We start from the raw sequence: 19,421 nt of genomic DNA on the forward strand, positions 1-19,421 counted from the left end.
ATGCCTTGCCTTTTCTATAGAGAGGAAGAACGCGCATATGGATAACCATCAACAAGCGGCACTGGCCCGCGACGGCGTTTATTTGGTCAAGCCGTCCGCGGAGCATGAAGCGGCGTACAAAACGTTCTATAACGAATGGATCGCAAGCGGCGAGCATATCGTGCCATGGGTCGTCAGCATGGACCCGACTGATTTTCCCGCGCATCTCCGGTTTCTGCAGGAAGCCGAGACGACGGCGCCGGAAGGCGGGGTAACGCATTCGACGTATTGGCTCATGGATGAGGCAGGTACGGTTGTCGGCGCCACCAATATCCGGCACAAGCTGAATCGGAAGCTGGAAGAAGGCGGCGGTCATATCGGGTATGGGATTATTCCTTCGCAGAGGCGCAAAGGTTATGCGAAGGCCATTCTCTCGCAGGCGCTCGCCTTGACGGACCGTCTCGGCATCCGCGAAGTACTCGTCATCTGCGACCGCGATAATATCGGCTCGGAACGGACGATTCGCGCGAACGGCGGGCAATTCCATTCCGAAATTACCGAAGAGAACGGCAATGTCGTGAGGCGCTTCTGGATTCATCGGGAGCTTTAGAATCGACGACGGCAGCTTGCGTGAGTGCTCTGTCCTCCCAATGAGAGCGTATAACAAAGGAGTAGACCACCATGGCTAAATTGACCCCTTACATCTACAGCAGCAACGCCCGCGAGCAGGCAGACTTCTACGCGAAAGCGCTTGGCGGGGAGATCGCGAGCGTGCAAACCTTCGGCGACATGCCGGGCGGTGCGCCGGAGGATCGCGAACGCGTGATGCATTTGATTTTGCGGGCGGCGGGACTGACGTTCTATATGGCCGACTCCGATACGATTCAGCGCGGCAACGGGCTGGATCTGACCCTGGAGTACGAGCGCGCCGAGGAGGCGGAGCAAGCCTTCAACAACCTTGCCGCGCGCGGCAGCGTGCTCATGCCTTTCGCGAAAATGTTCTGGGGCAGCATGTTCGGCCGTCTCGTCGATCCGTACGGCATTCGCTGGCAGATTTCGACGACGACACCAGAAGGAACATAAAGGTTCGTAACAGACTCAAAGCGGCCGCCCAGGACTTCAAAGTCCGAGGCGGCCGCTTTATTCTTGTACAAAGTTTCTATTCTGGATTCCTGTTGCTGGTTCTTACTCCATACTTCTACTCCGCATCAATCCACATCCGCGATCTTCCAAACCCCATCCTCCAGCGCGAACACGATTCCCGGGGTACCCGATTTATTGCCGTTCGGATCGAACAAATACGTGAACGTCGCGTTCGCTAGCAGCGTGCCGCCGGGACGGTCTTCGAACGTGACGGAGCGGATGCCCGTGATGAGCCGTTGGCCGATCGTTTCGATCACCGTCGCCGGCGCGGCATTCTTGACGAACAGTTTCCCGAGCGCGGAGACGTCGCGGCCGTTAAGCGCATTTACATAGCCGTTCATGAGCTTCACGGCAGCAAGCTTCCTCGCGTCGCCCGCATATAGGCTCTCCTTCAGCAGCTGCGGCATGAAAGTGAGGAACGCGCCGCGAACGCTCTGCGTCCACTCGATATGGAAGCCGAACGCCTCCGCCGTCGCCCGCAGCGGCAGATATATGCTGCCCTTCACGACTACGGGTTTGGCGTTCGCGCCGGCAAGCTGCTCGCCGTTCACCCACAGCGACAAAGCGGTGCTGCTTCCGAGACTTGCGGCAGGAACCTCGGACAGCGAGGAAACGAACGCGGCTTTATGCGCGGCGTCCCATTTCACGTCCCACCCGAATGCTTCCGCAAGCGCGCGCATCGGCAGCAGCATGACGCCGTTCTTGACCACTGGCGCAAGCGCCGGGTCGCTTACGACGACGCCGTTGATGACAAACTGGGCGGCTGCCGGAGGGGCGATCGTCACGCTGCGCATGGTCATGCTGGCGCCGGTATCGACGTCGAGCTCGTATTTTCCGGGCGTAATCGGCTTGAAGCTGCCGTCGATCGCTTCACCGTACGCGGGCATCGTGAACTGAAAGTCGTAACGTGCCTCCGAGTAAGGCGCCGAATAGACGAGCAATGCCCGTTTGGACGGGTAATAGATGCCCTTCGGCGCCTGGTAGCCGCCGGATGAGCCCGGCGTCTCGACGAATACCCTGACCATGCCATGCTGCAAGGGAGCGTCGCTGCCCGTCATGCGGACGGTCTGCCCGATGGCCGGACTGCGGGTGCTGACGTCCGACTGCGGCGATTGCTGCAGCTTATACAACTCGCTCAAGGCGAGATCGTCGACGGTGCTATATTCATCCTCTCCGATATAGACCAGCACGTTCTTCGAATCCTTGAAACGCAGATAGATCTCGGTGCCGTCCGTAAGCATCACATCGAGATTGGTAGAGAAGAACGAATCTTCGCCGACCAGCTGCTCCTTCGACGGTTTGAGTTTCCCGATGAGCCGGTTCACGATGATCGCCGTTTTCGCAAGGGCGGCCTTGTCCGCTTCACGGGAGCCGAAGAGCGGCACGTAAATCATATCGGCGTGCTGCATCTGGACCCGCGCGATAACTGCTGCTTGAATCGTTTCCGGCCATTTCGCGGGCGCCGGAACGGCAGCCGCGGAACCATCATCCGCTGCCGCGGGTGCCTGCGCAGTGGAACTTGCCGCAGCAGCAGGGAGCTCAGCCGCCTGCGCTGCAGCCGTCGTCCCGCCCAAGACGCCGGCAGCCAGCAGTATCGACAAGCCAAGTGCGTACAAACGTTGTATGTTCATCGAATAATCCTCCTTTAAGGGTAAGCGAGCACATAGATAGACTGGTCGGACTGGAAAAAAGTTGCAGTCGTTCGGCATTCATGTTATACCTAGATAAACGATACATAGATAGTCGAGGTATTAAAAGGAGGACGCGATGAAAATCAACAAGGAGCTCCTGAAAGGCAGTACGGTCATTCTGATCATGAAGCTGCTGGAGCATAAGGATTTGTACGGCTACGAGATGGCGAAGCGGATCGAGCAGCAGTCCGACGGCCTGTTCACGTTCAAGGAAGGGACGTTGTATCCGATTTTGCATACCCTTGAGGTCGAACGGCTCGTGGAAGCTTACTGGGGCGAGGAAGGCGGACGGAAGCGCAAGTATTACCGGCTGACGCAGGAAGGACAGAAGACGCTGGTCGAGAAGGAGCGGGAATGGACGTTGTTCAGCTCGACGGTCTCGCGCATTATCGGGGAGGGGCGGGCGTAATGGGGGACATCGGACGGCATGCGGCCGTGAGTCGGTATCTGGACAGGCTATGCGCGCAAATCAAGGCCAAGGCGATGCATGAGGAAATCCGCTTGGAAATGCAAAGTCACTTGGAAGAGCTGATCGACGAGAAGGTCGATCGCCATGGGAAGAGCGAGGATGAAGCCGTCCATGAGGCGCTGCTGCAGATGGGCGATCCGGAGGAAGTGGGCAAACAGCTGCACCAGGCGCATAAGCCGCGGACGGAATGGAGCGTCATCGCGCTGACGGCGTGCATGCTCCTTCTGGGGGTGATCGCGTCGTTCTCGTTAAATGCCGCGCTGGACGGACAGCTGGCGATCGGCCGCAAGCTGGTTTTTGCCGGAATGGGCATTGCCGTGATGGGCAGCTTGTATTTCATCGACTACCGCAGGCTGCTGAACGTATCCGGCGCCGTCTATGCCGGCACGCTGCTGCTTATGGCTGCCGTTCAATGGCATGGCACTCAGCTGAACGGGGCAAAGCAGTGGATTATGATAGGGGCGTATACGATCAACATCTGTGCGGCAGCCCCGTATTTGCTGATCATCGCCGTGGCCGGATTGCTGCATAATGCGAAATCGGTTCCGAGTGGAGACTGGATGGCATCTGCCAAAAGATCGGTTTTCGGCGGGGTTGTCTATGTCGTGCTTCCGGTGTTTCTCTTCCTATCGGCGCCTGCGGTCGGCTATTTGATCATCTATCTGTTTGGTGTGGCCGTTCTCCTGCTCATGAACAGGCAATGGAAGCTGCTGCTGACCGGTCTAAGCATCTTCGCGCTACTCCTGTTCTATGTTCAAAAGACGTATAATTCGGATTTATGGCGTTCGGTTTGGGAGCGGCATATGGCTTTCCTTCATCGGGATGAGTCCACCGCCTATCATACGGTGCGCTCGATTGAAGCCATTCATAGCGGCGGCATGTGGGGACAAGGCTTCGGGGCCCCGACCCGCACGCTGCCGGATATCGCGGGTCAATTTACGTATTCTTATTTGGTGTACAGCCTTGGCTGGGTATTCGGCATCGCCGTCGCGGTGCTTGCGCTGTTTTTCGTGAGCCGGATGATCCTGATGGGAATGAAACTTTCGGACGGGTATGCGAGAAATTTGGTTATCGGCTTGTCGGTGGTACTCGGCATTCAGTATCTGTGGAATGTCTTGATGTGCCTAGGCATGTTTCCGGTTCTCGGGGGCATGCAGCTGCCGATTCTGAATTGGAACGCGAATACCTGCCTGGAGCTTGGCGCATTGGGCCTCATGCTGAGCGCATACAGACGCAAGGACATGCTGGGCGGGGCGCATCATGCTCCGATGAATCAAGCGTAGCACGATTGTAATAGTCGTAGTCACAGACGCAGTCGCAGTAGGATCAAACGACATTTTTCCTATGCGGAACGGACATCTCTCTATCCCCGGCTTCCTCGGTTTGTGATACGCTTACATTTGGAAGAAACCGAGGAGGCGATAGAGTTGACTGTGTATCGTGTTGCGTTCATCGGATGCGGGAATCGGGCGAAGCCCCATGCCGCTGCCGTGCAGACAGACAGCCGCTGCGAGGTGGTTGCGCTAGCCGATCTGAATACGGAGGCGGCCCGGGCGTTTAACGACCATTACGGATTTAACGCGGTCGTGTATGCCGACTACATAGAGATGCTGGCGGCGGTTAAACCGGATATCGTCATCTCCTGCCTATGGACGCCGCTGCATCTGCAGATGTTCCAGGCTTGCGCGGCGGCCGGCGTGAAAGCCGTCCACTCCGAGAAGCCGATGGCTCCGTCTTGGGGCGACTGTCTGGAGATGGCGCGTATCGCCGAGGAGACGGGCAGTCAGCTGACGTTCTGCCATCAGCGCCGTTTCGCGGAAGGCAATCAGCTTGTCCGCCAGTGGATGAAGGAAGGGCGGATCGGCAAGCTGCTCCGCATGGATCTCTACTCGCCGCCGAATCTGCTGGACTGCGGCACGCACACCTTCGATCAGGCGCTCAGTTTCAATGAAGAGATCGGCGTGAAATGGGTGCTTGGCGCCGTCGACGGCACGAACCCGCTGAACTGGTTCAACGTCCGCGCGGAGAGCATGGCGGTCGGCACGCTTGTCTTCGAGAATGGCGTTCGCGCCAATATTCAGACTGGGGGACCGGACCAGGATATGCATACCGGCATCCGTCTGATCGGCAGCGGCGGCTTCATCGAAGTGAATTGGGACGGAGGGATCGGCGAGGTCAGATCCTATGACGACCCGGCCTGGAAGCCGGAGGTTCCTTCAAGTCCGGAAGGCAACCAAATGACAGGCGTCATCGACGATATCGTCAGCAGTCTTGCCGCGGGCACGGAACCGGAGCTGTCGTATCGCAAAGCGCTCCGCGCCAGCGAAATCATTTATGCGTTCTACGAGTCGGTCCGCCGCCATGCGCGCGTGGAGCTTCCGCTTGAAGGCGTGACCGATAATCCATTCATTCAACTACTGGAAGCCGGCCATTTCGCACCGGCGGCCGGACAAGGAGCGTAATGACGATGACGAATCCTAAACTCGGTTTGATCGGCATCATCCATGAAGAGATGAAGGCGGATTTCTGGGGCGCGGCGGGCAAGGCGGCGGCGATCGGCTATCAAGGCATCGAAGGCGTGGAGCACTATCTGTTGGAAGGCGACGTCGAGAGTAACCTGAAACGCTACCGCGCGCTCGGAATGGAGACCATCACGCTCAGCGCGAGCCGCGAATCGCTGCGGGAAGGGCTGGACAAGCTGGCCGCCAATGCCGTGGCCCTGCAGGCTCCGCATGTAACGGTGTGGTGGGGGCCTTGCGATTCCAAGGACGAGCTGCTTCGCGACACGGAACTCTACAATCAAGCCGGCGCCCGTCTTGCGGCAGAAGGCGTCAAGCTTTGCTACCACAATCACGCGCATGAGTTCCGGACCGCGTGGAACGGGGTTTGCGCCATGGATATCTTGGCAGAGTATACCGATCCGAAAGCGGTGTTCTTCGAAATGGACATCGCCTGGATTACGATGGGCGGCGTCGATCCCGTGCCCGTGCTGGAGAAAATGGCCGGCCGCGTGCCTGCCATTCACGTGAAGGACGTGCGGACGGCGGAGGAGCCGGACCAATGGACCGCCGTCGGCACCGGAGTCGTCCGGATCGCGCCGTCGATTCTGAAAGCCCGCGAAATCGGGGTGGAGTGGATGGTCGTCGAGCAGGACCGACTGCGCAATCTGTCGCCGTTCGAGACGATCACGGCCAGTTATTTGAACTTGAAAGAAGCGGGGCTTCTCGGCGGCTAATCGCGAGCGAGCATGGAGCCGAGTCTGCCCGGGAGGGCAGGCTCTTTTTTCGTTTGTCATTCTTCCACCTGGCTGGGCTGGCATGCCGATACCTAGCGAATCGTATGAAGCTTATTCGGTCACAATGCGCCGTTTCGATTTTCTAGCGAATCGCCTCGTTGCAGATGAAACACCCCGGGCATCTTGATAGAATAGAGAGGCATAGCGCTTACGGCATCAGAGTCAACCCGTTCTTAATTAGATAGGAGCAAGCAACCGTTCGGGAAGGAGAATAAGATGAATTTCCAATTGGAAGAGGCCATTGAGGTGCTCGAGCGTACCCCGATTACTGTAGCGGCTATGCTATCCGGCCTGTCCGATAACTGGCTTAAGTCCAACGAGGGCGAAGGCACGTGGAACCCCGTCGAGGTTATTGACCATCTCATCGAAGGCGAACGAACGAATTGGCTCCCGCGATTGGCCTTCCTGCTTCAGGAGGGAGAGCGCAAGCCGTTTCCGCCTTTCGACCGTTTCGCCCATCTGGGCCGGTCCGAGCTGCCTCTGCAGCAGAAGCTTGAGGAGTTTCAAACGATTCGAACCGCGAATATAAATCAATTGCGCATGTTGGTGGATCCGGCGAAGGACTTGGAGCGTACGGGCAGGCATCCGTCGTTCGGAGTCGTAAAGGCGAGGGAATTGCTATCGACATGGGTCGTTCACGATATGACGCATCTTGCCCAAATCGTGCGCGTCATGGCCGAACGCTATCGGACGGACGTCGGTCCGTGGACAGCTTTCCTCGGCATATTGAAGAGGCCATGAACCATAGATCCATAGTCCAATGCCTGGTGATCCTCCACCAGGCATTTCAGAGCTAGTTGAAGGCGATGCGGCGGTGGAACCAAGTGAAACAGCTTGCTATTAGCGGTAAAAAGCGCTATCTTTCGCCGCGCGGCGACTCTATGATAAGAATGACAAGCATCCAAACAAGCGAGAGGGGATAAATGACATGCAGCTCGATCAGCAAGTCGTATTGCGGAACGGCGTACCGATGCCTATGCTCGGTTTCGGCGTATGGCAGCTTCAAGACGGCCGCGAGGTCGCCGATGCCGTTCGGACGGCAGTAGAGGTTGGCTACCGCTCCTTCGATACGGCGTCCTTCTACGATAACGAAGCCGGCGTCGGTACGGCGATCAAGGACAGCGGCATCGCGCGGGACGATATCTTCGTCACGACTAAAGTGTGGAATCAGGAGCAGGGCTATGAATCGACACTCCGGGCGTTCGAGTCCAGCCGCAAGAAGCTGGGCTTGGACGTTATCGATCTTTACTTGGTTCACTGGCCGGTCAAAGGCAAGTTTGCGGATACGTGGCGGGCGCTGGAGCACCTCTACCGCGAAGGGCATGCCAGAGCGATCGGCGTGAGCAATTTCCAGCCCAATCACCTTCGCGAGCTGCTCGAGACTTGCAGCGTCGTTCCGATGGTGAACCAGGTGGAGTTTCATCCGCTGCTGGCGCAAACGGAACTGCGCGCCTTCTGCGCGGAGCTCGGCATCCAGCCTGAGGCTTGGGGGCCGCTCATGTCGGGCCATCTGGACCAAGCGGAAGTGTCGGCGCTCGCGGCCAAATACGGGAAGACGCCGGCTCAGATCGTGCTGCGCTGGGATATTCAGCACGGCGTGGTGACGATTCCGAAGAGCGCGAACCGGAACCGGATGATGGAGAATCTAGCGATATTCGATTTTGCGCTGTCGGACGACGACATGGCGCAGCTCGATGCGATGAACCGGAACAAACGGTTTGGAGCGGATCCGGACAATTTCAATTTCTAAATGAGGGCGTTTCGCTCGATCAATCGAGCATAGAAAGGGGATAGGAGCATGAACATCACGATCGACCAGAAAGGCGCGTCCAAGGTGGCCGTCGTCGACAGCGACGAGATCGTCATCGGCGAGGTGCAGGATGCGCTGGATTTGATGGCTTCCGTGAGCTATAACAACGAGGCCTATAAACTGCTTATTCGCAAAGAAAACCTGACGGACGACTTCTTCGAGCTGCGGACGAAGCTGGCCGGCGATATCTTGCAGAAGTTTACCAACTATGGCGTCAAGCTTGCCATCGTCGGCGATTTCAGCGGCTATGACAGCAAGAGCCTGCGGGATTTCATCTATGAATGCAACCAGGGCAAGCAATTCTTCTTCCTCGCGGACCAGGCGGAAGCTTTGGCGGCGCTCCATAGCCTGGGCTAACGGCAGCCATCCGCTATTTCCGGACTGTCCGGCCAGGCGGGACGTTTATTTGGATATGCGCACGGGGAGCTGGAACCTTCTTCCTGCCGTTTGCATCATACGAATGCATGAGTTCTGATAAAGAGGAGTGAATGGTGTGAAAGCCTTCCAACGTTTATCGCTTTCGCTCGTGATGACGGCTTCCTTGCTTGCGCCCGGGCTTGCCGGAACGACGGCAGCCGCCGGAGGCTCTCCCGGCTCGGCAGCGGTTTCCTACTCGGTGCTGCTGAAAATCAATCAATATTATGTGCTCTACACGACGCCCGACGTACCGTATTTCGATACCCAGCAGCGGCTGATGCTGCCGCTTCGGGCCGTGAGCGAGCTGATCGGCTCGAAGGTCGGCTACGATTCGGCAAGCAAGAAGGCTACGGTTGCTTGGGAGGGCCAAACCGTCGAAGTGACGCTGAATTCGAAGCGCGTTGCCTATAACGGCAAGGAGACGAAGCTCGATACGGTGCCCGTGCTGAAGAACGGTCAGCTGTTCGTTCCCGTTAGAGCGCTGCTGAACGGGCTGCATATCAAGAGCACCTTCCGCGACTACTTGCTGACGATGACCGACGAACGTTTCTACAAGAGCAGCAAGCTCTTGTCGGAATTGGAAGCCAGCGGCGGCATCTCCCCGAGCGGGTCACCTGCCTCGACCGCGGAACCGAGCGCGATTCGGCCGCGCGCGGTTACGCTTACGCCTCCCAAGCCGGGGACGGAGACAAGCACCGTGACGATCCGGTCGGAGAACGTTTCCGGTTACGATCTGCCCGCGGGAGCCGAGAACCTGCAGCCGATCTTCGTGTGGGACAACGGCAAGTGGGCATTCGCGGATGCCGCTCGGGCAAGGCCGCCGGTGACGGCTTCGAACACGTATAAACTGTCCTTCCCCGTCGGTCAAGCGAACGGATCGCTGAAGTACGTGCTGGCGGTCGGCGGAATGATCGGCGAACGTCATGCCGATTCCGATTGAGTCCGTCCCGCTAGTCTAAGGCCTCGCGCGAAGAAGGCGGCTGTCCCGGGAGACAACCGCCTTCTTCATGAATGGACAACCTTGCCGTTCTTCGCCGGTACGCGCATGCGCGCTATTCCGTTTCCAGCTTCAGCAGCCCTTTCTCGAACGTGTAGGCAATATGCAGTTCGTGAACGGACGAGCCGTCCTTGGCGCTCGATTCGTAGATCGTCAGTACGCCGGTCGGGCTGGTCGGCATGTCGGTCAACGTTACCGTAAACTCGAATTTCCCCCATTCCGGCGCGCCCATGTCGGCCATGGCATGGCCTTCCGCCAGCACATTATGTCCGTCTTCCAAGGAGTAGCTGAACGCCGCTTCGAAGACGCTCGCCTCGCCTTTCACCGTAAATGCCTTGCCGATTACCGCATCCGGCGCCGGTTCATAGACCCGGAATGCTTCATTCGAGGCGACGATCTTCGGCTTCCCGTCGTTGGCCGCCGTACCCGAATTCGTTCCTGCGTTTGTCCCCTGATTCGTACTCGAATTCGTGCTCGTATTGCCGTCCGGCGTATTGGCCGGTTCCGTTACCGTACCGTTGTTTCCTGTATTCGTACCGCTGCCCGGTGTGGCCGTATCGCCGCTGCCTTGATTCCCTGACGGCGCATTGCCTGGCGGATTGGCTATGTTTTGACTGTTCCCGGAGCAGCCGGCAAGCATGGAGAAGACCAGCATAAGGACAACGGCGCCTATCATGAACGAGAAGATTCTCTTCATCCCGCATCGACCTGCCTTTCGTATAATCGGATCATGCTTCATAGGAGCGCGGGTGCGCTAAAAAATCGTTTAATATTGCGCGGACGAGGTTGCCTGGGCTCTTGTATTTAGTATACGCTGGAAAGAAAGCATTGAATCACCAATGGTCCCATGAGGGAGTGATCGCCAGCATGTTCGAGTGGAAGCGGCTGCTTCGTTTTAATCGCTATTTAGGGAATAACGGACGGGATGAGATCGACTACCAGTGGCCGACATCCAAGTTTCCCGTCATTAGCGTCCGCACGAGCGCGGGCAGAGGAAGACCGAAAATCGCCTTCGGCCTCATCGCAATCGGCGACATTGCGGTCGGCCTGGTTGCAGGCGGCGCGGTAGCGGCCGGCATCCTGTCGTTCGGCGCGGTTGCCCTCGGCGGGATGCTGGCGCTCGGCGCCGTCGCGATATCGAGCGGGCTGTCCGCGGGAGCAGTTGCCATCGGGGACCTCGCCTTGGGCGCGGTAGCGATCGGCGAATCCGCGCTAGGCGCTGTCGCCATCGGCGGGAACGCGCTGGGCGCCGTGGCCATCGGGCAGCACGTGCTCGGCGCGGTAGCGATCGGCGAGCGCGTCTATGGCCTTGTCGCCATCGGTCAACACGGCTTCGGGCTCGTGCCGATCATCGGCGACTTGATCCGCTGGATTGCGGATAAGTTCTAATTGCATCAACGCGCGTGCGGGGGTCCCTTAGCGTGTCAGTCGAGATGCCGGCCGCGGATGGCCGGCTTCTTTCGCCAGCATGCGCCCTATGCTACAATAAGGGACAGCAAACGTGTGCAGAGGAAGGTGAAGTATGGATTCCGTCAAGATATTGGGCGTACCATTCTCGAAAATGACGCTTTCGGATACAGTGAAAGTGCTTCAAGGCAAGCTGGCGGGCGAACGCTCGCAGTCGCGGCTGTTCCACCTGATTACGGCTAATCCCGAAATCGTAATGGCAGCCAAACAGCAGCCGGAGCTGCAGCAGATCGTCAATGCGGCCGATCTGATTACGCCTGACGGCATCGGCGTCGTGCTGGCGGCAAAATGGCAGGGCGTACATATTCCGGAGCGCGTGACCGGGTTCGACTTATTGATCCGGCTGCTTGAAGGCGCGTCGAAGCGCGGCTTCTCGCTGTATGTCGTCGGAGCCGACGAGGAGACGAACGCGAAGGCCGCCGGCATCATTGCGGACAAGTATCCCGGCGTGACGATCGTCGGCAGGCATAACGGATACTTCAAAGGCGATCAGGAAGAAGCGCTCGTCGCCGACATCGAGAGGAAGCAGCCCGATCTGCTGATCGTAGCGTTCGGCGCGCCGAACGCCGAGAAATGGATCTACAAGCACAAGAGCCGCCTGAAAGCGAAGGTCGCTTTCGGCGTTGGCGGCAGCCTCGACGTTATCGCGGGCAAAGTGAAGCGCGCGCCGGTCATCTGGCAGAAGCTGAACGTCGAATGGCTGTACCGGCTGCTGAAGCAGCCTTCGCGCTGGCGCCGCCAGCTCGTGCTGCCGAAGTTCGCGCTCACTATTCTGACGACGAAGCGCCGTTGATAGTTGCGGGACGAGAGCGGAAGCTGCATGGGGACATGCGGCGCTAGGAACGAACGCGTTCGTATACGAGCGGCAATAAAAAAGGACAATCCCCGAGAATCCTCGAAGATTGTCCTTTTTGCGTACTGTCTATGATCGTTACGCGTTCGTCGGCGGAACGAATGTCCGCGCGGCGAACTCGGTATCCAGCATGAAGAAGGCATTGCTGTCCTTGTCGATCCGCTTCAGCTTGTTGATGATGCTGTCGAACATGGATTCTTCTTCGACCTGCTCGTCGATGAACCATTTCAGGAACTGGATCGTCGCATGCTCGCGGTCGTTCATGGCGAGATCGGACAGGTGGTAGATGCGCTTGGTGACTTCTTGCTCGTGATGGTAGGCGTGTTCGAACGCTTCGAGAATCGAGCTATAGTCATTGTTGGGTGTGCTCATGCCGTCTAGCTTGACGCGCTTGCCGCGGTCATTGAGATACTTGTACATTTTCATGGCGTGGAAACGTTCTTCCTCCGCTTGAACGATAAAGAAATTGGCGAAGCCGTCCAGGCTTTCCCCGGAACAATAAGCGGCGATCGCCATATACACATGGGCGGAATAAAACTCGAAATTCATCTGCTCGTTAACTGCTTCGCTTAGGACTTCGTTCATCATCGGCCGCACCTCCCTTGTCATATTGGTTATGGTAAACGTAAAGAGAAGAAGTCTTCCGTATCCTTCAGGATAGCGGGAGCTTCTTCTCATATCGTACCATACTATTCCATATTAGCCTATCCGATGCTTCAGTTTTGCATACAGCACGTCTGCGGTCGGGGCGACGATAACTTCATTCTTTCCAATGAGCACCATGCATTGCTTGGAACACAGCTTGCAATTGCTGAGGCAGTCCTTCTTCTTCTGTTTCAAGTCGGGAAACTCCTGTTTGAGCGACTTGAACACGGATTTGGAACCATGTTTAAAGTTGCGGCAGCAGTATTTGATTTTCTTCATGCGTCCGGAACCAACCTCTCTGAAAGGCAAGATGTGTTTGCATACCTAATGATAGTGATTCTCATTATCGCTGTCAACGGGAAAATGGGCGAACGGCCCAAATCTTTACTTCACTTGTTCGCTGGCTTATGATGTGTACAGAAAAAAGCCATAGAGGGAGTTACAACGTATGAGCACAAACGGACAACAGCGTTCCAACATCAGACCCGGTCTCACGGTCGACATCGTATTGAAGAAAGACCAGCCGACAGGGCGGCTTACCCGCGGCGTCGTGAAGGATATTTTGACGAATTCGCCGAATCATCCCCACGGTATCAAGGTGCGCCTGCAAAGCGGCGACGTGGGCAGAGTCAAAACAGTCATTACCGAAGGGAGCTAGGATAATGATCTTCAGCGATTTGAACAATTGGGAGAATGAAAAGCATACGTTCCCGGCCGGCGTACGCCGCGCCATCGAGCGCTTGCAAAGCATGGACCTGGATGCGCTTCCTGCAGGACGGCATGAGCTCGGCGAAGAAGGCATGTTCCTGCTCATCAATGAACCTGAGACGCGTCCTTGGCGCGAGGTGAAGCCGGAGACGCATATGCTGCATACGGATGTGCAGCTGCTGCTGCAAGGGCGCGAACAGATGCGCGTTGCCAAAGTATCGGAGGATCAAATCATCGTGGACGACCGCTATGAAACGCAGGATATCGCCTTCTATGGCGAGGTACGGAACGAGAATGCCATCGATCTGGTGCCTGGAGACTTCATCGTCCTGTTCCCGACGGATATCCACCGTCCGAACTGCTCGGTGGAGGAGGACATGCCGATCCGCAAAGCGGTCGTGAAGATTCACCGGGATGTCCTCGCCTAGAGCGTGATAGATAGCCGGCAAATGGCGGCGTTTGCAACGGCGGCGCAAAATAGGTAGGATAAGAGAATATGTCGAAACTAGAACGAAACCGTTCAAAAGGAGTGCGTGTTGATGAGCTTTCTCCCGCAATCATTCTCGTTCGGGCATGCCGCATCGATTATCATCACGCTGCTCTCGGGCGCAGCGGTGATGTTTCTGCGGTTGCGCGCCAGCAATCGTCCGACGACGATGCGCAAAATCATCATTCCGCCGCTTGGCATGTCCACCGGCTTCCTCATGTTCGTCGTGCCCGAGACGCATATCCCGTGGACATGGGCGCTGCTTGCATTTGCCGCCGGCGCCACCGTATTCGCCTACCCGCTTATCCGCTCGTCGAAGCTGGAACGAGTCGGAGACGAGATCGTGCTGAAGCGGTCCAAAATGTTCATTTTCATACTGCTCGGCTTGCTCATCGTGAGGCTGCTTGCACATGATGCGATCGAGAGCCGGGTGTCGATACCGCAGACGGGAGCGCTGTTCTTCGTGCTCGCGTTCGGGATGATCGTCGTTTGGCGAATCGCGATGCTGCGCGAATTCATGAAGCTGCAGCGAGTGAACGAGAAGGAATACGGTTGACAGTCTTGACGTCAGCTGATATTCTAACCACATAAATTGCATGCAATTTAATTGTGTAGATATACAGTCACAAGGAGAAAGAGGGAGACATGAAATGGAGAAGAGTGCGCAGCTCGAGTTGGATAACCAGCTCTGTTTTGCCCTCTATGCCTGCGCGCGCGAGGTGACGAAGCTGTACCGTCCGTTCCTGGACGAGCTTGGCATAACGTATACGCAGTATGTCACCTTGCTTGCCCTGTGGGAGAAGGACGAAGTGCCCGTGAAGGAGCTCGGCCGCCGGTTGTATCTCGATTCCGGGACGCTGACGCCGCTGCTCAAGAAGCTGGAAGGCATGAAGCTGCTGCGGCGCGAGCGCGATCAGCAGGATGAACGGAGCGTGATCGTCCGACTGACGGACGAAGGGCGCGGCCTGAAGGATCGCGCGGCTGCCATACCGGAGCGCGTATTCTGCCAGACGAGCTTGTCCCCGGGCGATATCGTCTCGCTGCGGGAGCAGCTGCGGAAACTAACGGCAGACGTGCATGCGCGCGACTGCGACGTTTCCGAGAGCTGACAGAGATCTTGAAACTTCATATGGCATAGGCAAAACAGCGGCTGTTCCCGTCATTGGCGGGCGGCCGCTGTTTTTTTGCGTGCGGTTCGAGGGGAGCGGGCGGCCGTCAGTTCTCCCACCACGTGATATTGGCGAAGCACGCGAGCACGCCGGCCACGCTGAGAGCTCCGCTGACCGTAACGGAGATCGACTGGTTCGGCGGTACGACGAGACTGCCGTTGTAATCGAGGCTGAACAGGCCCGGTTCGATCGGGTAGTTGATGAAATCCGTGCCGCCGCTAATGGCGCTCGCGGAAGAGCTGGCCGTCATGACGCTCGCGGCGGCGCTGCCGAACAGCGTATTGAACGGGGTTAGCGTTGAGGGGGACGCGATCGTTCCGGCGCGATTAAGCGTCATCGAACCGTTGAAGGAAGAGAGCAGGCTGAGCGAGATCCCGACACCGCCCGTTATTCGGGAGACATAGAGCGTTCGTCCGCTGCCGGAGGGATTCGAGATTTGCATGGTCGCGATTACGCTGCCACCAAGAATTCCAAGGGAGGAGGAAGAGGTGAACGTGGCAACAAACTCCCGTGCGTTGACGGCCGCGTTGTTATCCGGCGGGGCGACGGTGCCCGGCGCGGCATACGTATTGACGAGCTTCCCGAAGAAATTGCTGTTGCTCTGGTCGAATATGAAATGATTCGGCATCTCTCTACGCCTCCCACCAGGTTAAATTGATCGAGCCTGTCAGCGCGCCGGTGCCGAGCGTCAAGGAGAGGGTCTGGTTCGCCTGCACGATAAGACCGCCCGAGAGTTCGACATTGTACATGCCTGCCGTGAGCTGCATGGCCATAACGGTTGTCGGCGTGCCGCCCAAGGTGCCCGTGTTCTGCTTGGTTGTCACGACGCTTGTCGTGGCGCTGCCGAACAAGGCGTTGATCGGGGTAGGCGTCGTGCCGCCCGTAATCGTGCCGCCGGACAAGACCGTCAGCGTGGCCGCGGCGGTCGTGCCTCCGGTAATGCCTGAAATGTACAGCTTCTTGCCGCTGCCGTTCGAATTCGTTACTTGCAGCAGAAGAGAGCTGCCGCTGCCAGCGGCGACACTGCCGCTGGTCAGGATAAAGAGAAAGCCGCTCTTGGCGGCGTCGAGTTCCGGCAAGCCGTTAATGCCCGGCGATGTGAAATTGTTATTTTGCTGCATATAAACAGGGTTATGTTCGGTGTTAAACACATTGTAATTGTTCATGCAGCACCTCGGTGGTCATAGGTTGGCCCCGCCTTGCGGCAGGCAGCCTCTGATTCAGTATATGGACGAAGGGGGCCGGCCCGCCCTAGGGAAACATGGATTTATGCAAGGGCAGACAATCAAACTACGGACATGTGCCGTTTCCGGATTTCGAATGCGAACATAGAGTAAATGAGCGTTGACCAAGGGGAAGATGACATGAGCCAAAAAAGACGCCGCGATCGCCACAAGGGAAGAAGTTGCCTTCCCCCGCGTCACAAACGAAACGGCGATTCGAAGCACGCTTGCAGCACCAAGCGCAAACCGCCAGCCCCTTTATTCTCGGAACAGGTTTTTGCAGACGTGTCAACGACGGATGAATTTGTCGCGCTGCCCCCGCAGGATACCTCCAATAAGAGCGTCTATTCCTATGCGGTCGTCAATAGGGGGAGCGAGCCCGTTATCGCACAGGTGGAAGTCGGTCCCAACGGGAGAGATTATGCGACCGATGCCGAAGAAATCGTCCCGGATGGCGGCACAGCCATTGTCGTGCCGATCAAGTTTCAACGGTACACGAGATTACTGGTGAAGTCGCTGAACGAAGGCAAACCAACGGGGGTGACGGTGTATTTTCAATCGCAACGGGTCAGATGATGCTCGGAGTAGAAGGCAAGAACTATTTTTAAACCGAAAGTAGTGTGAGGAACGATGCCGAATTTTTCGGCCTTTAATCCGAATCCGGACAAATTGCGCACCTTAATATTCGGTCAGGATGCGACGCTGACGCCGCAGCCGGTAGCAACGGATACGGAAGGCCATATACTGAATATTATTTTGGATGGCACGCTTAGCAATGTGTCGATTTCAGGCGGGACGGTGTCGGTCGGCACGATCGACAATTTGCTAAACGGTACGATCACGAGCGTGATGGGAGCGACGATCACAGCGGGCACGTTGACGAGCGTGCTTGGGGCGACGATCACGGCAGGAACGTTGACCAACTTGCTGAACGGTACGATCACGAGCGTGATGGGAGCGACAATTACAGCAGGTACGGTGGCGATCTCCGGCGGAACGGTGACGGTCGGTACGATCGATAACCTGCTGGACGGAACGTTGACCAGCGTGATGGGAGCGACGATTACAGCAGGTACGCTCGACAACTTGCTGGATGGTACGATCACGAGCGTCATGGGAGCGACGATCACGGCAGGAACGTTGACGAACTTGCTGAACGGTACGTTAACGAGCGTGCTTGGGGCGACGATCACGGCAGGAACGTTGACCAACTTGCTGAACGGTACGATTACGAGCGTGCTTGGGGCGACGATCACGGCGGGCACGTTGACGAACTTGCTGAATGGTACGATTACAAGTGTCATGGGAGCGACAATCACAGCTGGTACGGTGGCGATCTCCGGCGGTACGGTGACGGTCGGCACGATCGATAATCTACTGGATGGTACACTGACGAGCGTGATGGGGGCGACGATTACAGCAGGTACGCTCGACAACTTGCTGGATGGTACGATCACGAGCGTCATGGGAGCGACGATCACAGCAGGAACGTTGACGAACTTATTGAACGGTACGATTACGAGCGTGCTTGGGGCGACGATCACGGCGGGCACGTTGACGAACTTGCTGAACGGTACGATCACGAGTGTAATGGGAGCCACGATCACAGCCGGTACGGTGGCGATCTCCGGCGGTACGGTGACGGTCGGCACGATCGATAACCTGCTGGACGGAACGTTGACTAGCGTCATGGGAGCGACAATTACAGCAGGTACGCTCGACAACTTGCTGGATGGTACGATCACGAGCGTCATGGGAGCGACGATCACAGCAGGAACGTTGACGAACTTATTGAACGGTACGATTACGAGCGTGCTTGGGGCGACGATCACGGCGGGCACGTTGACGAACTTGCTGAACGGTACGATCACGAGTGTAATGGGAGCCACGATCACAGCCGGTACGGTGGCGATCTCCGGCGGTACGGTGACGGTCGGCACGATCGATAACCTGCTGGACGGAACGTTGACTAGCGTCATGGGAGCGACAATTACAGCAGGTACGCTCGACAACTTGCTGGATGGTACGATCACGAGCGTCATGGGAGCGACGATCACAGCAGGAACGTTGACGAACTTACTGAACGGTACGATTACGAGCGTGCTTGGGGCGACGATCACGGCAGGAACGCTGACGAACTTGCTGAACGGTACGATCACGAGTGTAATGGGAGCCACGATCACAGCCGGTACGGTGGCGATCTCCGGCGGTACGGTGACGGTCGGCACGATCGATAATCTACTGGATGGTACACTGACGAGCGTGATGGGGGCGACGATTACAGCAGGTACGCTCGACAACTTGCTGGATGGTACGATTACGAGCGTCATGGGAGCAACGATCACAGCAGGAACGTTGACGAACTTACTGAACGGTACGATTACGAGCGTGCTTGGGGCGACGATCACGGCAGGAACGCTGACGAACTTGCTAAACGGTACGATCACGAGTGTAATGGGAGCCACGATCACAGCCGGTACGGTGGCGATCTCCGGCGGTACGGTGACGGTCGGCACGATCGATAACCTGCTGGACGGAACGTTGACCAGCGTGATGGGAGCAACGATCACGGCGGGCACGTTGACGAACTTGCTGAACGGCACGATTACGAGCGTGCTCGGAGCAACGATTACGGCGGGAACGCTGACGAACTTGCTGAACGGAACGATCACGAGCGTGCTTGGAGCAACGATTACGGCCGGTACGTTAAGCAGCGTAACGTCGATTTCGCAAAAAAGCTTCATTGAACAGGCGAACACCTCGCTCGTAACGGGCAATGCCTTTACATCTCTGAATCCGGTGACGACGAGCGTGCTCGGAACGTATTCCTTCTTCGTGTATAACCGGGGTCCCGGCACGAACAAAGCGGATGCCCGCGTAGAGATCAGCGCCGACGGCACCAACTGGTATGCGGATGTCGACACGTCGACGGGCATATCTTCCGGCAGCGTGGACGTTCTCGTGCCGCAGCGGTTCTTGAAGTACACCCGGCTCTCCTATCGTTCGGCGGCTTCGGGCAGCCCGACGACCATCGATGTCTATTTTAACGCGCAAGGCACTTAAAATGG

General features: G+C 57.3%; 24 protein-coding genes. 18 read left to right on the forward strand and 6 right to left on the reverse strand.

All coding sequences use genetic code 11. The features are described 5' to 3' along the window. Positions 1-37: 37 nt before the first annotated feature. Together GZH47_RS17520 and GZH47_RS17525 are read left to right on the forward strand one after the other, a co-directional pair. On the forward strand, positions 38-589 hold the full coding sequence (locus tag GZH47_RS17520) for a GNAT family N-acetyltransferase (RefSeq protein WP_162642117.1): 552 nt from the start codon (positions 38-40) through the stop codon (positions 587-589). A gap of 71 nt (positions 590-660) precedes the next feature. Further along, positions 661-1,062, forward strand: a complete 402-nt coding sequence (locus GZH47_RS17525; RefSeq protein WP_162642120.1) for a VOC family protein — start codon at positions 661-663, stop codon at positions 1,060-1,062. Between the two features lie 125 nt (positions 1,063-1,187). On the opposite strand, the gene GZH47_RS17530 is transcribed toward GZH47_RS17525, so the two are convergent. Continuing rightward, positions 1,188-2,753 carry a copper amine oxidase N-terminal domain-containing protein gene (locus GZH47_RS17530; protein WP_162642123.1) on the reverse strand — a complete coding sequence of 522 codons (1,566 nt, stop codon included), beginning with the start codon at positions 2,751-2,753 and terminating at the stop codon, positions 1,188-1,190. A 136-nt stretch (positions 2,754-2,889) separates the two neighbouring features. On the opposite strand from GZH47_RS17530, the gene GZH47_RS17535 reads away from it, so the two are divergent. The 8 genes from GZH47_RS17535 to GZH47_RS17570 all read left to right on the forward strand — a co-directional run bounded on the left by GZH47_RS17535 (position 2,890) and on the right by GZH47_RS17570 (position 9,744). Then, the gene (locus GZH47_RS17535) at positions 2,890-3,222 is read left to right on the forward strand and encodes a PadR family transcriptional regulator (RefSeq protein WP_162642125.1); all 333 of its coding nucleotides are present in this window, start codon (positions 2,890-2,892) and stop codon (positions 3,220-3,222) included. Beyond that, positions 3,168-4,565 carry an FtsW/RodA/SpoVE family cell cycle protein gene (locus GZH47_RS17540; RefSeq protein ID WP_162642129.1) on the forward strand — a complete coding sequence of 466 codons (1,398 nt, stop codon included), beginning with the start codon at positions 3,168-3,170 and terminating at the stop codon, positions 4,563-4,565. The genes GZH47_RS17535 and GZH47_RS17540 overlap by 55 nt, the downstream gene beginning before the upstream one ends. A gap of 150 nt (positions 4,566-4,715) precedes the next feature. After that, a complete protein-coding gene (locus GZH47_RS17545) occupies positions 4,716-5,744 on the forward strand; it encodes a Gfo/Idh/MocA family protein (RefSeq protein WP_225446549.1) in 1,029 nt (342 codons plus the stop codon). Positions 5,745-5,749: 5 nt separating this feature from the next. Next, positions 5,750-6,517, forward strand: a complete 768-nt coding sequence (locus GZH47_RS17550; RefSeq protein WP_162642134.1) for a sugar phosphate isomerase/epimerase family protein — start codon at positions 5,750-5,752, stop codon at positions 6,515-6,517. 276 nt (positions 6,518-6,793) lie between these two features. Then, a complete protein-coding gene (locus GZH47_RS17555) occupies positions 6,794-7,318 on the forward strand; it encodes a DinB family protein (RefSeq protein WP_162642137.1) in 525 nt (174 codons plus the stop codon). Positions 7,319-7,505: 187 nt separating this feature from the next. Beyond that, positions 7,506-8,327: an aldo/keto reductase gene (locus GZH47_RS17560; protein WP_162642139.1), complete on the forward strand. Its 822-nt coding sequence runs from the start codon at positions 7,506-7,508 to the stop codon at positions 8,325-8,327. 48 nt (positions 8,328-8,375) lie between these two features. Further along, positions 8,376-8,744, forward strand: coding sequence for a DUF4180 domain-containing protein (locus GZH47_RS17565; protein WP_162642142.1), 369 nt, complete (start codon positions 8,376-8,378; stop codon positions 8,742-8,744). Positions 8,745-8,880: 136 nt separating this feature from the next. Next, positions 8,881-9,744 carry a copper amine oxidase N-terminal domain-containing protein gene (locus tag GZH47_RS17570; protein ID WP_162642144.1) on the forward strand — a complete coding sequence of 288 codons (864 nt, stop codon included), beginning with the start codon at positions 8,881-8,883 and terminating at the stop codon, positions 9,742-9,744. A gap of 112 nt (positions 9,745-9,856) precedes the next feature. On the opposite strand, the gene GZH47_RS17575 is transcribed toward GZH47_RS17570, so the two are convergent. Beyond that, the gene (locus tag GZH47_RS17575; protein WP_162642146.1) at positions 9,857-10,498 is read right to left on the reverse strand and encodes a Gmad2 immunoglobulin-like domain-containing protein; all 642 of its coding nucleotides are present in this window, start codon (positions 10,496-10,498) and stop codon (positions 9,857-9,859) included. 170 nt (positions 10,499-10,668) lie between these two features. On the opposite strand from GZH47_RS17575, the gene GZH47_RS17580 reads away from it, so the two are divergent. Both GZH47_RS17580 and GZH47_RS17585 read left to right on the forward strand, forming a co-directional pair. Next, positions 10,669-11,190: a hypothetical protein gene (locus GZH47_RS17580; protein ID WP_162642149.1), complete on the forward strand. Its 522-nt coding sequence runs from the start codon at positions 10,669-10,671 to the stop codon at positions 11,188-11,190. A gap of 133 nt (positions 11,191-11,323) precedes the next feature. Then, entirely contained in the window at positions 11,324-12,061 is a 738-nt protein-coding gene (locus tag GZH47_RS17585) for a WecB/TagA/CpsF family glycosyltransferase (protein ID WP_162642151.1), read from the forward strand. Positions 12,062-12,199: 138 nt separating this feature from the next. Here the strand turns inward: GZH47_RS17585 and GZH47_RS17590 are convergent, their stop codons facing one another. Next, positions 12,200-12,706: a ferritin gene (locus GZH47_RS17590; RefSeq protein ID WP_162645303.1), complete on the reverse strand. Its 507-nt coding sequence runs from the start codon at positions 12,704-12,706 to the stop codon at positions 12,200-12,202. 114 nt (positions 12,707-12,820) lie between these two features. Next, positions 12,821-13,045, reverse strand: coding sequence for a DUF1450 domain-containing protein (locus tag GZH47_RS17595; RefSeq protein WP_162642154.1), 225 nt, complete (start codon positions 13,043-13,045; stop codon positions 12,821-12,823). Positions 13,046-13,214: 169 nt separating this feature from the next. Here GZH47_RS17595 and GZH47_RS17600 point away from each other — a divergent pair, with 169 nt between their 5' ends. The 4 genes from GZH47_RS17600 (at position 13,215) to GZH47_RS17615 (ending at position 15,070) form a co-directional block, all read left to right on the forward strand. Then, a complete protein-coding gene (locus tag GZH47_RS17600) occupies positions 13,215-13,424 on the forward strand; it encodes a YwbE family protein (protein ID WP_162642157.1) in 210 nt (69 codons plus the stop codon). 4 nt (positions 13,425-13,428) lie between these two features. After that, complete coding sequence (locus tag GZH47_RS17605) at positions 13,429-13,902, forward strand: NanQ anomerase/TabA/YiaL family protein (protein WP_162642160.1); 474 nt, start codon at positions 13,429-13,431, stop codon at positions 13,900-13,902. A gap of 111 nt (positions 13,903-14,013) precedes the next feature. After that, complete coding sequence (locus GZH47_RS17610; RefSeq protein ID WP_162642163.1) at positions 14,014-14,517, forward strand: CcdC family protein; 504 nt, start codon at positions 14,014-14,016, stop codon at positions 14,515-14,517. A gap of 94 nt (positions 14,518-14,611) precedes the next feature. Next, complete coding sequence (locus tag GZH47_RS17615; protein WP_162642166.1) at positions 14,612-15,070, forward strand: MarR family winged helix-turn-helix transcriptional regulator; 459 nt, start codon at positions 14,612-14,614, stop codon at positions 15,068-15,070. Positions 15,071-15,176: 106 nt separating this feature from the next. Here GZH47_RS17615 and GZH47_RS17620 read toward each other — a convergent pair whose 3' ends face one another. Both GZH47_RS17620 and GZH47_RS17625 read right to left on the reverse strand, forming a co-directional pair. Then, the gene (locus GZH47_RS17620; protein ID WP_162642168.1) at positions 15,177-15,758 is read right to left on the reverse strand and encodes a hypothetical protein; all 582 of its coding nucleotides are present in this window, start codon (positions 15,756-15,758) and stop codon (positions 15,177-15,179) included. Between the two features lie 4 nt (positions 15,759-15,762). Beyond that, complete coding sequence (locus GZH47_RS17625; protein ID WP_162642170.1) at positions 15,763-16,296, reverse strand: hypothetical protein; 534 nt, start codon at positions 16,294-16,296, stop codon at positions 15,763-15,765. Positions 16,297-16,638: 342 nt separating this feature from the next. Between GZH47_RS17625 and GZH47_RS17630 the strand changes: the two genes are divergently transcribed. After that, positions 16,639-16,929 carry a DUF6385 domain-containing protein gene (locus tag GZH47_RS17630; protein ID WP_162642172.1) on the forward strand — a complete coding sequence of 97 codons (291 nt, stop codon included), beginning with the start codon at positions 16,639-16,641 and terminating at the stop codon, positions 16,927-16,929. A gap of 54 nt (positions 16,930-16,983) precedes the next feature. Then, positions 16,984-19,416, forward strand: coding sequence for a beta strand repeat-containing protein (locus tag GZH47_RS34145; RefSeq protein WP_225446112.1), 2,433 nt, complete (start codon positions 16,984-16,986; stop codon positions 19,414-19,416). The last annotated feature ends 5 nt before the right edge of the window (positions 19,417-19,421 follow it).

The organism is Paenibacillus rhizovicinus (assembly GCF_010365285.1).
Lineage (GTDB): Bacteria > Bacillota > Bacilli > Paenibacillales > Paenibacillaceae > Paenibacillus_Z > Paenibacillus_Z rhizovicinus.

Excerpts from the sequence above, each read along its gene's own strand:
- GZH47_RS17520 (WP_162642117.1), top strand. The coding sequence starts at position 38 with ATGGATAACCATCAACAAGCGGCACTGGCCCGCGACGGCGTTTATTTG.
- GZH47_RS17525 (WP_162642120.1), top strand. The coding sequence starts at position 661 with ATGGCTAAATTGACCCCTTACATCTACAGCAGCAACGCCCGCGAGCAG.
- GZH47_RS17530 (WP_162642123.1), bottom strand. The coding sequence starts at position 2,753 with ATGAACATACAACGTTTGTACGCACTTGGCTTGTCGATACTGCTGGCT.
- GZH47_RS17535 (WP_162642125.1), top strand. The coding sequence starts at position 2,890 with ATGAAAATCAACAAGGAGCTCCTGAAAGGCAGTACGGTCATTCTGATC.
- GZH47_RS17540 (WP_162642129.1), top strand. The coding sequence starts at position 3,168 with ATGGACGTTGTTCAGCTCGACGGTCTCGCGCATTATCGGGGAGGGGCG.
- GZH47_RS17550 (WP_162642134.1), top strand. The coding sequence starts at position 5,750 with ATGACGAATCCTAAACTCGGTTTGATCGGCATCATCCATGAAGAGATG.
- GZH47_RS17555 (WP_162642137.1), top strand. The coding sequence starts at position 6,794 with ATGAATTTCCAATTGGAAGAGGCCATTGAGGTGCTCGAGCGTACCCCG.
- GZH47_RS17560 (WP_162642139.1), top strand. The coding sequence starts at position 7,506 with ATGCAGCTCGATCAGCAAGTCGTATTGCGGAACGGCGTACCGATGCCT.
- GZH47_RS17565 (WP_162642142.1), top strand. The coding sequence starts at position 8,376 with ATGAACATCACGATCGACCAGAAAGGCGCGTCCAAGGTGGCCGTCGTC.
- GZH47_RS17575 (WP_162642146.1), bottom strand. The coding sequence starts at position 10,498 with ATGAAGAGAATCTTCTCGTTCATGATAGGCGCCGTTGTCCTTATGCTG.
- GZH47_RS17580 (WP_162642149.1), top strand. The coding sequence starts at position 10,669 with ATGTTCGAGTGGAAGCGGCTGCTTCGTTTTAATCGCTATTTAGGGAAT.
- GZH47_RS17585 (WP_162642151.1), top strand. The coding sequence starts at position 11,324 with ATGGATTCCGTCAAGATATTGGGCGTACCATTCTCGAAAATGACGCTT.
- GZH47_RS17590 (WP_162645303.1), bottom strand. The coding sequence starts at position 12,706 with ATGAACGAAGTCCTAAGCGAAGCAGTTAACGAGCAGATGAATTTCGAG.
- GZH47_RS17595 (WP_162642154.1), bottom strand. The coding sequence starts at position 13,045 with ATGAAGAAAATCAAATACTGCTGCCGCAACTTTAAACATGGTTCCAAA.
- GZH47_RS17600 (WP_162642157.1), top strand. The coding sequence starts at position 13,215 with ATGAGCACAAACGGACAACAGCGTTCCAACATCAGACCCGGTCTCACG.
- GZH47_RS17605 (WP_162642160.1), top strand. The coding sequence starts at position 13,429 with ATGATCTTCAGCGATTTGAACAATTGGGAGAATGAAAAGCATACGTTC.
- GZH47_RS17610 (WP_162642163.1), top strand. The coding sequence starts at position 14,014 with ATGAGCTTTCTCCCGCAATCATTCTCGTTCGGGCATGCCGCATCGATT.
- GZH47_RS17615 (WP_162642166.1), top strand. The coding sequence starts at position 14,612 with ATGGAGAAGAGTGCGCAGCTCGAGTTGGATAACCAGCTCTGTTTTGCC.
- GZH47_RS17620 (WP_162642168.1), bottom strand. The coding sequence starts at position 15,758 with ATGCCGAATCATTTCATATTCGACCAGAGCAACAGCAATTTCTTCGGG.
- GZH47_RS17625 (WP_162642170.1), bottom strand. The coding sequence starts at position 16,296 with ATGAACAATTACAATGTGTTTAACACCGAACATAACCCTGTTTATATG.
- GZH47_RS34145 (WP_225446112.1), top strand. The coding sequence starts at position 16,984 with ATGCCGAATTTTTCGGCCTTTAATCCGAATCCGGACAAATTGCGCACC.